Annotated in this window: 11 protein-coding genes; 10 read left to right on the top strand and 1 reads right to left on the bottom strand. The window is 74.1% G+C overall.

Annotated elements, in window-relative coordinates; all coding sequences use genetic code 11:
• The first annotated feature begins 151 nt into the window (after positions 1-151).
• From infC to pheT, 6 genes are all read left to right on the top strand, one after another.
• A complete protein-coding gene (infC, locus tag O7613_RS06460; RefSeq protein WP_281583698.1) occupies positions 152-802 on the top strand; it encodes a translation initiation factor IF-3 in 651 nt (216 codons plus the stop codon).
• Between the two features lie 18 nt (positions 803-820).
• A complete protein-coding gene (gene rpmI, locus O7613_RS06465) occupies positions 821-1015 on the top strand; it encodes a 50S ribosomal protein L35 (RefSeq protein WP_281583697.1) in 195 nt (64 codons plus the stop codon).
• 32 nt (positions 1016-1047) lie between these two features.
• The gene (rplT, locus tag O7613_RS06470; RefSeq protein ID WP_281583696.1) at positions 1048-1440 is read left to right on the top strand and encodes a 50S ribosomal protein L20; all 393 of its coding nucleotides are present in this window, start codon (positions 1048-1050) and stop codon (positions 1438-1440) included.
• 33 nt (positions 1441-1473) lie between these two features.
• The gene (locus O7613_RS06475) at positions 1474-2355 is read left to right on the top strand and encodes an RNA methyltransferase (protein WP_282292728.1); all 882 of its coding nucleotides are present in this window, start codon (positions 1474-1476) and stop codon (positions 2353-2355) included.
• A gap of 174 nt (positions 2356-2529) precedes the next feature.
• Positions 2530-3624, top strand: a complete 1095-nt coding sequence (pheS, locus tag O7613_RS06480; protein WP_282292730.1) for a phenylalanine--tRNA ligase subunit alpha — start codon at positions 2530-2532, stop codon at positions 3622-3624.
• Between the two features lie 26 nt (positions 3625-3650).
• A complete protein-coding gene (gene pheT / locus O7613_RS06485; protein ID WP_282292732.1) occupies positions 3651-6200 on the top strand; it encodes a phenylalanine--tRNA ligase subunit beta in 2550 nt (849 codons plus the stop codon).
• 61 nt (positions 6201-6261) lie between these two features.
• On the opposite strand, the gene O7613_RS06490 is transcribed toward pheT, so the two are convergent.
• Positions 6262-7347, bottom strand: coding sequence for a helix-turn-helix transcriptional regulator (locus O7613_RS06490; RefSeq protein WP_281583692.1), 1086 nt, complete (start codon positions 7345-7347; stop codon positions 6262-6264).
• Positions 7348-7588: 241 nt separating this feature from the next.
• Here O7613_RS06490 and O7613_RS06495 point away from each other — a divergent pair, with 241 nt between their 5' ends.
• From O7613_RS06495 to O7613_RS06510, 4 genes are read left to right on the top strand one after another with little or no spacing between them, the layout of a single operon-like run.
• Positions 7589-7849 (top strand): hypothetical protein, encoded by a 261-nt coding sequence (locus tag O7613_RS06495; protein ID WP_281583691.1) that lies wholly within the window; start codon positions 7589-7591, stop codon positions 7847-7849.
• Between the two features lie 33 nt (positions 7850-7882).
• Positions 7883-9640 (top strand): BTAD domain-containing putative transcriptional regulator, encoded by a 1758-nt coding sequence (locus O7613_RS06500; RefSeq protein WP_282292733.1) that lies wholly within the window; start codon positions 7883-7885, stop codon positions 9638-9640.
• Positions 9637-11802: a TOMM precursor leader peptide-binding protein gene (locus O7613_RS06505; RefSeq protein ID WP_282292734.1), complete on the top strand. Its 2166-nt coding sequence runs from the start codon at positions 9637-9639 to the stop codon at positions 11800-11802. Before O7613_RS06500 ends, O7613_RS06505 begins: the two co-directional genes overlap by 4 nt.
• Positions 11799-13676, top strand: coding sequence for a TOMM precursor leader peptide-binding protein (locus O7613_RS06510; RefSeq protein WP_282292736.1), 1878 nt, complete (start codon positions 11799-11801; stop codon positions 13674-13676). Before O7613_RS06505 ends, O7613_RS06510 begins: the two co-directional genes overlap by 4 nt.
• Positions 13677-13683 lie beyond the last annotated feature (7 nt).

Consider the following 13683-nt stretch of genomic DNA (forward strand, 5'->3'; position numbering starts at 1 on the left):
TGCGCGATCCTGTGATCGTGCCGACCGGTCGAGTGGGCCCTGGCATACGCCGGGGCCTTCTGCTTTCCGGGTCGGCTCCCACCCGGGGGCCCGCGGAGTCGGCACCGTAGGACACTCGACTCGAGGAGGCCCCATCAGCGTCGAACCACGCGTGAACGAGCAGATCCGGGCACGTGAGGTCCGACTGGTCGGTCCTGAGGGTGAGCAGGTGGGCATCGTCCCGCTGGAGCGCGCTCTGCAACTGGCCGCGGACGTCGATCTGGACCTGGTCGAGGTTGCGCCGATGGCGCGCCCGCCGGTGTGCAAGCTCATGGACTTCGGAAAGTTCAAATACGAGAGCGCACTCAAGGCGCGCGAAGCGCGGCGTAACCAGCAGCAGACCGTCATCAAGGAGATGAAGCTCCGGCCGAAGATCGACCCGCACGACTACGAGACCAAGAAGGGTCACGTGGTGCGGTTCCTCAAGGCGGGCGACAAGGTCAAGGTGACGATCATGTTCCGCGGTCGCGAGCAGAGCCGTCCGGAGCTGGGTTACCGGCTCCTGCGCCGGCTCGAGTCCGAGATCACGGACCTGGGATACGTCGAGGCCGCTCCGAAGCAGGACGGTCGAAACATGATCATGGTGCTCGCTCCGCACCGGGCCGTGAAGGCCTCCGCGGTCGCCGCGACGGCGTCCCGCGGCGGGCCTCGGGACCGCGCCGCGGAGGAGTCCGCAGCCCCGGCAGGTGGCGAGGCCCCGACGGCCGGCGGCACCGCCGCAGCCGGCGAGACCGGCCCGACCGCTGACACCAGCGGCCAGTAACAGGGAGAGACGTTCCACATGCCGAAGATGAAGAGCCACACGGGTATGGGCAAGCGGGTCAAGGTGACCGGCAAGGGCAAGATCGTTGCCCAGCAGGCCGGCCTCCGCCACAACCTGGAGAAGAAGGCCAGCACCCGGACCCGTCGGCTGACCGGCACGGTCGAGCTGGCCAAGGCCGACACCAAGCGCATCAAGAAGCTGCTCGGCCGCTGACGCGCGCCACCTGAACCGAAGAAGGAGTTGAGATGGCACGCGTCAAGCGGGCTGTTAACGCCCAGAAGAAGCGTCGTACCCTGCTGGAGTCCGCGAGCGGTTACCGCGGTCAGCGCTCCCGGCTCTACCGCAAGGCCAAGGAGCAGGTGCTGCACTCGATGCAGTACGCCTACCGGGACCGTCGCGACCGCAAGGGCGACTTCCGGCAGCTCTGGATCCAGCGGATCAACGCCGGGGCCCGGGCCAACGGCATGACCTACAACCGGCTGATCCAGGGCCTGCGCCTGGCCGGCATCGAGGTCGACCGCAAGATCCTGGCCGACCTGGCCGTCAACGACGCCGCCGCGTTCGCGGCGATCGTCGAGCTGGCCCGCGCCGCCGTGGCGGCCGAGGGCACCGGTGGCGCCGCGGCCCAGGCCGCCTGACACCCACCCGTACGGCAGATCGAGGCGTCTCCCATGCAGTCACCGTCGCAGGGGAGGCGCCTCGACGCTGTTCCCGGCCCGTTCACCCCGCGTACCTCCAGGGTCGCGGCGGCCCGCCGGCTGCACCGCCGGCGCGACCGCGACCAGGCCGGCCGGTTCCTGGCCGAGGGGCCGCAGGCCGTCCGCGAGGCGCTCGCCCGCGGCGGCACGGTGATCGAGCTGTTCGGCACGCCGGCCGCCCTGGACCGGTACGCCGACCTCGCCGCCACCGCCGCCCGGGCCGACGTGCCGGTCTCCGAGGTCACCGACGACGCCCTCGCGGCGCTCGCCGAGACCGTGGCCCCGCAGGGCCTGGTGGCGGTCTGCCGGCACCTCGACGTCCGGCTGGACGAGGCCCTGGCGCGCCGGCCGCGCCTGGTCGCGGTGCTGGCCGGGATCCGCGACCCGGGCAACGCCGGGACCGTGCTGCGCACCGCCGACGCGGCCGGCGCGGGCGCGGTGGTCTTCGCCGGCGAGGCCGTCGACCCCTACAACGGCAAGTGCGTGCGGGCGTCCGCCGGCAGCCTGTTCCACGTCGACGTGGTCCGCGCCGACGACCCGCTCCGGGTGGTCGGGGCGCTGCGGGCCGCCGGGCTGTCCATCTTCGCCACCACCGGGTACGGCGACAGCGACCTCGACGATCTCGCCGACGCCGGCCGGCTCGCCGCGCCCACCGGGTGGCTGTTCGGCTCGGAGGCGCACGGCCTGCCCGAGGAGTTGACCGCGGTCGCCGACGCCCGCGTCCGGGTGCCGCTGCACGGCCGGGCGGAGAGCCTGAACCTGGCTGCGGCGGCGGCCGTCTGCCTGTATTCTTCCGCCAGAGCACTGCGTGCCCCCGGGGGCACGCGCGAAACAGCAGGGGAGTCCGCCTCGTGATGAACGCGCCACGGCGTTCGTTTAGCCAGCCCGCCGGTGTCGGCGGGCGGCGGGCCTGACCCTTCCCCCTGCACGACTCCCCACCGGCGGGCTGCGGCGAAGCCGCGCGTCCGTAGACTCGCCTCGCCGACCTGTGCAAGGGCCGGCGCCGCCGTGAGGGAGTGCCCGTTCACCATGAGCTACCGCAACGATCCGTACGACCCGAAGCAGGTCGCCCTGCTCGACCCGGACGCCCTGGCCGGGGCCGTGGCCGACGCCGAGAAGGCGTTCGCCGCCGCCGCCGACCCGGACGCGCTGACCGCGCTGCGCCCGGCGCACCTGGGGGACCGGTCCCCGGTGTCGCTCGCGCGCCGGGAGATCGGCGCGCTGCCGCCGGCCGCGAAGTCCGACGCCGGCAAGCGGGTCAACGAAGCCCGCCGGGCGATCGAGTCCGCGTACGCCGCCCGGCAGGAGATCCTGGACCGCGAGCAGGCCGAGCGGGTGCTGGTGGAGGAGCGGGTCGACGTGACCCTGCCGTACGACCGCCGGCCGCGCGGCGCCCGCCACCCGCTGACCGTGCTGATGGAGCAGATCAGCGACCTGTTCATCGGCATGGGGTACGAGGTGGCCGAGGGGCCCGAGGTCGAGTTGGAGTGGACCAACTTCGACGCGCTCAACATCCCAGCCGATCACCCGGCGCGGGGCCTGATGGACACGTTCCACATCGCACCTGCCGACGGCTCTGCCGCGGCTGCGGCCGGCTCAGCGGGCTCGGGCCTCGTTCTTCGGACCCACACGTCGCCGGTGCAGGCGCGCACCATGCTCACCCGCAAGCCGCCGATCTACGTGGTGGTGCCCGGCCGGGTCTACCGCACCGACGAGCTGGACGCCACCCACGCGCCGGTCTTCCACCAGGTCGAGGGCCTGGTGGTGGACCGGGGCATCACCATGGCGCACCTGCGCGGCACGCTCGACCACTTCGCCCGGGCCATGTTCGGCGAGGGCGCGAAGACCCGCTGGCGTCCGCACTACTTCCCGTTCACCGAGCCGTCGGCGGAGTTCGACGTCTGGTTCCCGGAGCACCGGGACGGGCCGCAGTGGGTCGAGTGGGGCGGCTGCGGCATGGTCAACCCGCGGGTGCTGCGCGCCTGCGGCATCGACCCGGAGGTCTACTCCGGATTCGCGTTCGGCATGGGGATCGACCGGACCGTGATGGTCCGGCACGGGGTCAGCGACATGCGGGACATGGCCGAGGGCGACGTGCGGTTCACCCGCGCGTTCGGCGCCTGAGCAAGGGAAACGGTGGTCTAACAGTCATGCGAGTTTCTGTCAGTTGGCTGCGGGAGTACGTGGACCTCCCCGCCGACCTGCCCATCGGCGACCTGGAGCAGGCGCTCGTCGACCTGGGCATCGAGGTTGAGTCGATCGTGGACCTGCGGGCGACCGTCACCGGTCCGCTGGTCGTGGGTGAGGTCCTGGAGATCGAGGAGCTGACCGGTTTCAAGAAGCCGATCCGCTTCTGCCGGGTGGACGTGGGGGCCGCGAACGGCACCGGCGAGCCGCAGGAGATCGTCTGCGGGGCGCGCAACTTCGCCCCGGGCGACAAGGTCGTGGTGATCCTCCCGGGCGGCGTGCTGCCGGGCGACTTCGCCATCGGCGCGCGCAAGACGTACGGGCGCAACTCCCACGGCATGATCTGCTCGGCGAAGGAGTTGGGCCTGGGCGACGACCACTCGGGCATCATCGTGCTGCCCGCGGACGTGAAGGCCCAGCCCGGCGATGACGCGCGGCCGGTCGTCGGCCTCGACGACGTCGTGGTCGAGATGGAGATCACCCCGGACCGGGGGTACGCGCTGAGCGTCCGCGGCATCGCCCGGGAGCTGTCGCACGCGCTCGGCGTGCCGTTCCGCGACCCGGCCGACGTGCCGGCCACCGGCGGGACCGCCGAGCCGGCGTACCCGGTCCAGGTGCGGGACACGGTCGGCTGCGACCGGTTCGCCGCCCGGATGGTGCGCGGCGTGGACCCGACCGTCGCCACGCCCGACTGGATGCGGCAGCGGCTCACCGCGGCCGGCATCCGCAGCATCTCGCTGCCGGTCGACCTCACCAACTACCTGATGCTCGAACTCGGCCAGCCGATGCACGCCTTCGACGCCGACCGGATCGCCGGGCCGCTCGTGGTGCGTCGCGCCGAGCCGGGGGAGAAGCTGACCACGCTCGACGGGGTGAGCCGCGCCCTCGCGCCGGCGGACATGGTCATCTGCGACGAGACGGGGCCGATCTCGCTGGCCGCGGTGATGGGCGGCGAGACGAGCGAGGTGCTCGCCTCCACCACGAACGTGCTGTTCGAGGCGGCGCACTGGGATCCGGCCATGGTCGGCCGCACCGCCCGGCGGCACAAGCTGTTCAGCGAGGCCGCGAAGCGCTGGGAGCGGGGTGTCGACCCGGCGCTGCCGCTTGTCGCGCTGGAGAAGGCGGTCCGGCTGCTCACCGACCTGGCCGGCGGCACGGCCGGCACCGAGGTGCTCGACCTCGACCACGTCCGCCCGCTTCCGCCGGTCACACTGCCGGTGGACCTGCCGTCGCGCCGGATCGGCGTGTCCTACCCAACCGACCGGGTGGTGGAGCTGCTGGAGCAGGTCGGGTGCGCGGTCACCCGGGGCGCGGACCGGCTCGGCGAGGACCCGGGGGCGGCCGGGGTGGCCGCCGCCGGGGCCGGCGAGGTGCTGACCGTGACGCCGCCGAGCTGGCGGCCCGACCTGACCGATCCGGCCGACCTGGTGGAGGAGGTGGTCCGCCTCGACGGGTACGACCGGGTGCCGTCGGTGCTGCCCACCGCGCGCCCCGGCCGGGGCCTGACCCCGCCGCAGCAGCGCCGTCGCGCGGTGGCCCGCTCGCTCGCCGAGCGTGGCTGGGTCGAGGTGCTGGCGCAGCCGTTCGTCGCGCCGGAGCTGGCCGACCAGCTCGGCCTGCCGGCCGACGACCCGCGCCGGCCCGCGGTGCGGGTGGCGAACCCGCTGTCCGAGGAGGAGCCGCTGCTGCGCACCACCCTGCTCGGCCCGCTGCTCGGCATCGTCCGGCGCAACGTCGGCCGGGGCCAGCGGGACGTCGCGATCTACGAGATCGGCGCGGTCTTCCACCCGCGTCCGGGCGCCGGCGCCCCGCCGGCCATGGGTGTGGACCGGCGGCCCACCGACGAGGAGTTCGCCGCCGCCGACGCGGTGGTGCCATCGCAGCCGCGGCACGTGGCGGTGGCGTTGTGCGGGGAGATCGAGCCGGCCGGCTGGTGGGGCGCGGGCCGCGCGGCAAGCTGGGCGGACGCCGTCGAGGCGGGCCGGGCGGTGCTCGACGCCGCCGGCATCCCCGCCGACCGGGTCACCGTCCGGGCCGGTGAGCGCGCCCCGTGGCACCCGGGCCGCTGCGCCGAGCTGCTCGTCGACGACGCCGTCGTGGGTCACGCCGGCGAACTGCACCCGGCCGTGGTGGCGGCGCTGGAGCTGCCCCGGCGTACCAGCGCCATGGAGCTGGACCTGGACGCGCTTCCGGCCGCGCCGCTGGCGGCCGGGCCGGCCGTCTCCACGTTCCCGCCGGCCCTGATCGACGTGGCGCTCGTGGTCGACGAGGCGGTGCCGGCGGCCGAGGTGCAGCGGGCCCTGGTCGAGGGGGCCGGCGCGCTGCTGGAGGACGTCCGACTCTTCGACGTCTACGCCTCGGAGCAGCTCGGCGCGGGACGGAAGTCGCTTGCGTACAAGCTGACGTTCCGGGCGCCCGACCGGACGCTCGCCGGCGAGGAGGCGGTGGCCGCCCGGGACGCGGCGGTCGCCCTCGCCGCGGAGCGCGTGGGGGCCACCCTCCGCGGGGCTTGAGGTGTAAGGAGGGGCCCCCGCTTAACGGATTCGGTAGAGGCGGGGGCCCTTCTTAACACCGTCAGATCCAGCCGCGGAGAGCCGCTTCCACGCCGGCCTGGAAGCGGCTGTCGGCGTCCAGCCGCTTCATGAGGTCGGCGACCGTGCGGCGTACGGTGCGTTCAGACAGGCCGAGCTGGCGGCCGATCGCCTCGTCGGTGCGTCCACAGCGGAGCAGCCGCAGGATGGCGCTCGCCTGCTCGGTCAGCCCGTCGGGGTTGCCGTCGGCCGGGCGGGACAGCGGGACGCTCTTCTCCCACAGCAGGTCGAACAGCAGGCAGAGCGCGGAGACCAGGCGGACACTGCGGATTTCCACCGCGCCCCGCTGGGCCCGGGAGGCACTCGGCAGGAGCGCGATTCTGCGGTCCACGAGCGTCATTCGCATCGGCGCGCCCGGCATGACCCGACTTTCCTCCCCGTATTCGGCCATGGCCTCCGCATATGCGCAGGAGGCCGGATCCTTCAGTAGCGTTTCCTGATAGATGTGACGAATCGTCACACCACGGGCCAGTGCCATCCGGCTCAGGGCCCCGCCGGTTTCCCTGATCTGTGGTGGAATCGCCCGACCCACGGTCAGCATCATGACGCTCTCGGCGACAGTGCGAGCGTGTTCGGAGAGCCGGTCGCGGACTTCGTCGATCCCCTTGAGGCGGACGATTTCCTCCCGTTCGCGGTGGCCGTCCCGGCTCGCCGCGCGGGCCAGCACCGAGGCGCGGGTCGCCTGGATCCCGGCCTGTTCGGCGACCGTCCGCTGCTCCGCCTGGTCCAGGAGGGCGAGCAGGCCGAGCTGCGGGCTCACCGCGCGCAGCTCACCCGGCCGGCCCGTCGAGGGCAGGATCATCGCGCGGTCGGCAAGCGCGGCGAGGGCGTCGTGGACGGCCGTCTCCGGCATGTCGAGACCCCGGATGAGGTCGTCGACGTCCCACGTCGGATTGTCCAACATGGCCCAGTAGACGGCTTCGTCGGCCGCCGACAGTCCCAACCTTTCGAGCACGTTCTCCTCCCCCCGGATTTGATGATCATCAGAATAAGGGAAAGGCGACCATGGGCTAGATAACAGATTGATGTACCTGGCGATAAAAACTAGTGACAGCCGCCAATTGGACATGTGTCTCCACGGGGAGCGAAACAGAAAATGCCGGGTTTATGCACCGGAGCGCGCGGCGGAACCGGCCACGGCCGGTTCCGCCGGCACGGAAGGGCGTGACGGAATCCGGTCGCAGGCACCACCCTCGATGCCACACCCGCAAACGGCGGGCCGATGCGGAAGGGGGCGTCGATGCGGACACGCCGGCGATCGGTGGCAGCGAGGCGCGAACCAGGGCGGTCCGGCTCAGCGGAGGCTTGCCGTGCTGCTCACCCGGCTCGTGCTGCGGCCGCCGGACGATGATCGCGGCCTGTCCGCCGGTGAACTGACGGACCTGCTGTGGCTCAACGCCGCGGCGGCGGACGGCATCCGCCACATCCACGCCCGCTCGATCGCCGGGCGGCTGACCGTCGCGGTCTTCACGGTCGCCTCCGAACAGGCGATCTCCGACTACATCGTGCAGCGCGTCTGTGAACGCGCGATTCGGCGGGTGCCGGCGCTGCGAGGCTGGACGGTCACCTGACCGGTGTCCGTCCGAGGAAGAGGGAGGATCACCATGGAATCACACGTGGCGAGCCTGCCCGCGCGACGTGACCCGGCGCTGGTGGCGCCCACGCCGACCGCCGCCTTTCGCGTACTCGGCCCGCTGACGCTCACCACCGGCGCCGACGCGCTCGTACTGCCGCCGTCGAAGGTGACCTGCCTGCTGGCGGCGCTGTTGCTGCATCCCGACGAGGTGGTGTCGGTCGCCACGCTGCAGCAGGCGATCTGGGGCGACGATCCGCCCGTCTCGGCCCGGGCCGCGTTGCAGACCTGCGCCCTGCGACTGCGTCAGTTGTTCCAGCGGCACGGGCTGACCGCGAACGTGATCCGGACCGTGCCCGGCGGCTACCGGATCACCGCCGGTCCGCAGACCGTCGACCTGATGCGGTTCCGCGAGCTGGCCGGCCGGACCCGCGCCGAACCGGAGCCGGAGACCGAGCTGGCCACCCTCGAGGAGGCGCTCGCGCTGTGGCGCGAACCGATGCTGGCGAACGTGCCGTCGGAGGCGTTGCACCGGGACGTCGTGCCCCGGGTGGGCGAGGAACGCGTCCGGGTCATCGAACGGCTCTGTGACCTCAAGATCGGGTTGGGTCGGGACCGGTCGGTGCTCGTGGACCTCTGGGCGGCGACCCGCGTCTACCCGGCGAACGAACGCTTCGCCGCGAAGCTCGTCGAGGTGCTGTACCGCACCGGGCGGCAGGCCGACGCGCTCACCGAACTGCGCCGGATCAAGGAGCACCTCGGCAACGAACTGGGCGTCGGGCCCGGTGCCGGGCTGCGGCGGCTGGAACTGGCCATCCTGCGCGGCGAGGCGCCGACGCCTGTCGTCACCGCGACGTCCCGGCCCGCGCCGCCGACGCCCGTACGGCCGCCGGCCGCCGGCTTCGTCGGCCGGGCGGCGCTCTGCCGCACCCTCGCCGACCGGCTGCGCGGCGGCACCCGCATCGTGGTGCTCAGCGGGCTGCCGGGCGTCGGCAAGACCGCCCTCGCCCAGCACGTCGCCGGACTCGTCGCCGACGACTTCCCCGGCGGCGTGTGGCCCGTCGAGCCGGACGCCACCGACGCGTCGTCTCCCCCCACGCCTGCCGGCCGCCGCCTGCTGCTGGCCGACGACGTCGCCGACGCGACGCTGGCCCGGCGGCTGCCGGCGCTGCTGTCCCCGGGTGACGTTCTGCTGCTGACCAGCCGGCCGAGCCTCTCCGCCCTGGTCGCCCGGCTCGGCGGTTGGCTGCACCGGGTCGAGCCGCTCGACCGGGACGAGGCCCTGGACCTGCTCGGGGTGGCCCTGGGCCCGGACCGGGTCCGGGCCGAGCCGCGGGCCGCGGCCGACCTCGCCGCACTGTGCGAACACCTGCCGCTGGCGCTCCGGATCGCCGCCACCCGGGTTCTCCTGCGCGCCCGGATGACCCTCGACGAGGCCGCCGAGTGGCTGCGGGCGGACCCGATCGGGCGCCTGAGCCTGCCCGGCGACCCGGAGATGTCCCTCGCCGGCCGGCTCGACGGGGCACTGGCCCGGCTCGGCGACGCGCTCGCCGACGCCTTCCTCCGGCTGGCCGCCGGAGCGCCGGAGACGATCACCGTCCCCGGCGCCGCCGGCCTGCTCGGCGTGGACCCGGCCCGGGCGCGCGAGCTGCTCGACGACCTCGTCGACCAGAGCCTGATGGAAGAGGCCGCGGACCAGTACCGGATCCGTGACCTGTTGCGGCGGCACGCGCTCGGCGTCGCCGGCCGACGACCGACCCCCGATCGAGTGAAGGGAACCCTCGGATGAGCACTGCCTACGAGACGGTGGCTCAGACCCGGCCGCGGATGCGACACGACGTGCTGTTCACCCGCACCGAGGACGGAGTGCTGTTCCACAACGCCAGCAGCGGCTTCCGGCTGTCCTCCGGCGCGGCCTACCGGCTGGCGTCGCTGCTCGTGCCGCACCTGAACGGGCGCAACCGGGTCGCCGACATCTGCCGGCCGCTGCCCGAGCCGCAGCGCGTCATGATCGGCGAGCTGGTCGGCGCGCTCTACGCGCGCGGTTTCGCCCGGGACGTGCCGGCCGAGGAGGATCCGGAGTCGATCCTCGGCTCCGCCGTTGCCGGGTGGTTCGCCAGCCAGATCGCCTACGTCGACCACTACACCGACCGACCGGCGCACCGCTTCGCCACCTTTCGCGACACCCGGGTGGCGGTGCTCGGCACCGGTCCCGTCGCCCGGGCCTGCGCCACCGCCCTGCTCCGCAACGGCGCTGCCGGGGTGACGGTGGCGGCCGGGGTCGCGGGCGACCTCGCCGCCGAGACGGACGCGCTGACCGCGGCGGGGTGTCCGGTCCGGGTCGACGAACTGCCCGACGCCGACGTCGGCTGGGCCGACCTCGACGCGGACCTCGTCGTGGTGGCGGCCGGTGACCGTGCGCCCCGGGACACGCTGCGGTTGCTCACGGCGGGCATCCCGGCCGGCCGGCTGCTCCTGCCGGCATGGGTCTGCGGGGAGCGGATGCTCGTCGGCCCGGTGCAGGGGCCCGATCGCCGGGGCTGCTGGTGCTGCGCGATGAACCGGCTGACCGACAACGACGACACCGGCGCGGCGGGTGCGGTGTGGCGGGCCGCCGCCCTGCCCGCCGGGACCGGACCGGTCGCCGCCGAGCCGGACGGGCCGTTGGCCGCCATGGTCGGCAACCTGCTGGCGTACGAGGTCTTCCGGCTCACCACCGGCGCGCTGCCGGCGGAGACCGACGGTGCGGTGATCGTCCAGCACCTGGCCTCGCTCGACGTGCTGGCCGAGCCGCTGCTGACCCGTCCCGGGTGTGCCTTCTGCCCGCCGGAGCCGCCGGACGCGTCCGAGGCGTCCGAGGTGGAGCTGGCGCTGGACGAGCCGACCGTCGAGGAGGACGAGTCGGCGCGGGCCGACGCGGCCGTGGCGCAACTCGTCGTGCACCAGCCGCTGCTCCAGCCGCACCTGGGCGTGTTCCGGCGCTACGACGACGAACGCTGGGACCAGAGCCCGATCAAGATCGGCGCGGTCGACCTCACCGATCCGCGTGGCCACCGCCGTACCGTCCACGCCTTCGACGTACACCACGTCGCCGCCGCGCGGCTGCGGGCGCTGCGGGTCGCCGCCGTGACCAGCACCGGCCAGGCGGCCGTCCGCCGGCCGCCCGCCGCCGACGCGCCCCGGCTCGACGCCGCCCGGCTCGGCCTGGACTCCGGTTGGGGTGAGCCCGCCGCGGGCGACTGGGCGGCGGCGCGGTCGCTGCTCACCGGCGCGGCGGCGGCGGTGCCGGCCGCGGTGCTGGAGCCGTTCGGAGCGGCCAACCGCGCCCGCGGCGCGGAACCGACCCGGGCCGGCGGGGGCGCCGGCGGCGACCTGGCCGAGGCGGTGCGGTCCGGGCTGGCCTCGGCGCTCGCGTACCGCGCGCTGCGCGCGGTCGTCGAGGGCCGGGCCGCCGCGCGGCAGGTACGCCTGGAAACCCACGGAACGGACCCGGAACTGCTCTTCCTGACCAAGTCGGCGGCGAACCTCGGGATCCCGGTGGAACTGCTCGACCTCACCGGCGTGCCGGAGGCCGGGCTGAGCGTGCTGCTGGCCCGCTACCTCGACCAGACGGCGGGCCGGTGGCGGTACGCCGTGGCCGGCGACCCGGTCCACACGGTGGCCGCCCGCGCGGCGCTGCGGGACGTGCTCGGCCAGGCCGCGTTGCACGCGCAGGATCCGGCGGTGACGCCGGACACCGGCGACCCGCTGCTGGAGGAGTTCGACGCGGGCACCCTCACGGTGCGGGACACGACACCCGCCACCGGGGCCGCCCACCGCTGGTCGGAGGTGCGGGAGCGGCTGCGGGAGCGGGGACACGACGTGCTCGTGGCGCCGGTCGGCGGCGCGGACCTGGCCGCCGGTGGCCTGGTCGCGGTCAAGGTGCTGCTGACCGCGGGGGACGGCAGGTGAGCCAGGTCGCCGCGACCGACGAGCTGGTCTGCGCCGGCCTGGCGCGGCTGCTCGCCGAGCGCGGCTGCGCCGCCGAGGTGGTCGCGCTCGGGATACGGGACGAGTTGGCCGCGCCGGCCCGCCCGGCCGGCGGGCCCCGGGTGTTCGTCTACGGGCAGCTGGTCCTGCTCGCCCCGGTGGCGTCGGCGGGCGCCTGCGCGACCTGCCTGGCCCGGCGTTGGCAGGCGGTGCGGCACCGTGACCTGCGGGACGCGGTCGAGTTGGGCGGCGACACGCGGGCGGCCGGTCCGTGGCCGTACGCGATCCCGCTCGTCGCGGACTTCCTGGCCGCCCTGATCACCGCGCACCACGGCGGCGCCCCGGCGGACGGCGGCGCCCCGGCCGAGGTGCGTCAGGTCGACCTGCACACGCTGCGGGTGCACCGGGTTCCGGTGGTGGCGGACCCGGAGTGCCCGGCCTGCGGCGGCACCGTCGCGGACGCGCGGGACCTCGCCCCGATCGAGCTGACGCCCACGCCCAAGAGCGACCCGCACGGCTTCCGCGGACGGGACCTCGACGCGTACCCGCTGGACGTGGCGGGCTTCGCCAACCCGGTTTGCGGAGCGCTCGGCTCGACCCTGTGGCAGGACCTGACCTCGCTGTCGACCGCACCGGCGATCGGCTCGTTCACCCTGCGCAGCGGCCCGTACCTGCGGGAGACGCTCTACGGCGGGCACGCCGACGGCTACCGGCGCAGTGCCCGCATCGCGGTGCTGGAGGGCTTGGAACGCGCCGCCGGGCTGCGCCCCCGGCGTAAGCGCACGGTGGTCACCGGCAGCCTGCGGGAGCTGGGCGGCGACGCCCTCGATCCGCGCGAGTGCGGGCTCTACCCGGACGGCTTCTACCAGGCCAACCCGTACGTGCACCGCTTCGACCCGGACCGGCCGATCACCTGGGTCTGGGGCTGGTCGCTGCGTGACCAGCGGCCGGTCCTGGTCCCCGAGGTCCTGGTGTACTACCACGCGGCGAGCGTCGAGGAACGCTTCGTCCAGGAGACCTCGAACGGGTGCGCGTCGGGCGGGTCGCTCGTGGAGGCCGTCTACCACGGCCTGATGGAGGCGATCGAGCGGGACGCGTTCCTGCTGGCCTGGTACGGCGGCCGGGCCCTGCCGGAGATCGACCCGGCCACCATCGACCGGCCGCAGACCCGGATGATGATCGATCGGCTGGCGATGTACGGCTACCGGGCCCGGTTCTTCGACGCCCGGATGACGTTCGACATCCCGGTGGTGACCGCCGTCGCCGTACGGGAGGACGGCGGCCTCGGCGCGCTCGCGTTCGGCGGCGGCGCGAGCCTCGACCCGCAGGCCGCCATCACCGCGGCGCTGTGCGAGATCGCCACCGACTCGGTGATGGTGCGGCTGCGCGCCGCCGCCGACGAGCCACGGCTACGGACCATGGTGACCGACTTCTCCCAGGTACGCGGCCTGCACGACCATCCGTTGCTGTACGGGCTGCCGGAGATGGCGCGGCACGCCGCGTTCCTGCTGGAGGACGGTCCCCGTCCGGCCGCGATGGCCGACCTGTACGGGCCGGACCGCCCGGCCCCGCCGGTCTCCGCCGACCTCCGCGACGATCTGGAGTACTGCCTCAAGACGGTCACCGGGCACGGGTTCGACGTGATCGCCGTCGACCAGACCAGCCCCGAGCAGCACGAGCTGGGCCTCGCCACGGCGAGCGTGCTGGTGCCCGGCCTGCTGCCCATCGACTTCGGCTGGATGCGCCAGCGCGCGCCGCACGCGCCCCGGTTGCGTACCGCCTTCCGGGCTGCCGGCCTCCTCGACCGCGACCTGCGCGACGACGAGATCCACTCCGTTCCCCACCCGTTCCCGTGAGGTGCCG

Origin of the sequence: Micromonospora sp. WMMD975 (genome assembly GCF_029581215.1) — a bacterium.
Classification (GTDB): domain Bacteria; phylum Actinomycetota; class Actinomycetes; order Mycobacteriales; family Micromonosporaceae; genus Micromonospora.

What these genes read in the sequence shown, in the direction of transcription:
- O7613_RS06505 (WP_282292734.1), top strand. Translation starts at nt 9,637, where the DNA reads ATGAGCACTGCCTACGAGACGGTGGCTCAGACCCGGCCGCGGATGCGA.
- rplT (WP_281583696.1), top strand. Translation starts at nt 1,048, where the DNA reads ATGGCACGCGTCAAGCGGGCTGTTAACGCCCAGAAGAAGCGTCGTACC.
- O7613_RS06490 (WP_281583692.1), bottom strand. Translation starts at nt 7,347, where the DNA reads ATGTCCAATTGGCGGCTGTCACTAGTTTTTATCGCCAGGTACATCAAT.
- O7613_RS06500 (WP_282292733.1), top strand. Translation starts at nt 7,883, where the DNA reads ATGGAATCACACGTGGCGAGCCTGCCCGCGCGACGTGACCCGGCGCTG.
- O7613_RS06475 (WP_282292728.1), top strand. Translation starts at nt 1,474, where the DNA reads ATGCAGTCACCGTCGCAGGGGAGGCGCCTCGACGCTGTTCCCGGCCCG.
- rpmI (WP_281583697.1), top strand. Translation starts at nt 821, where the DNA reads ATGCCGAAGATGAAGAGCCACACGGGTATGGGCAAGCGGGTCAAGGTG.
- pheS (WP_282292730.1), top strand. Translation starts at nt 2,530, where the DNA reads ATGAGCTACCGCAACGATCCGTACGACCCGAAGCAGGTCGCCCTGCTC.
- pheT (WP_282292732.1), top strand. Translation starts at nt 3,651, where the DNA reads ATGCGAGTTTCTGTCAGTTGGCTGCGGGAGTACGTGGACCTCCCCGCC.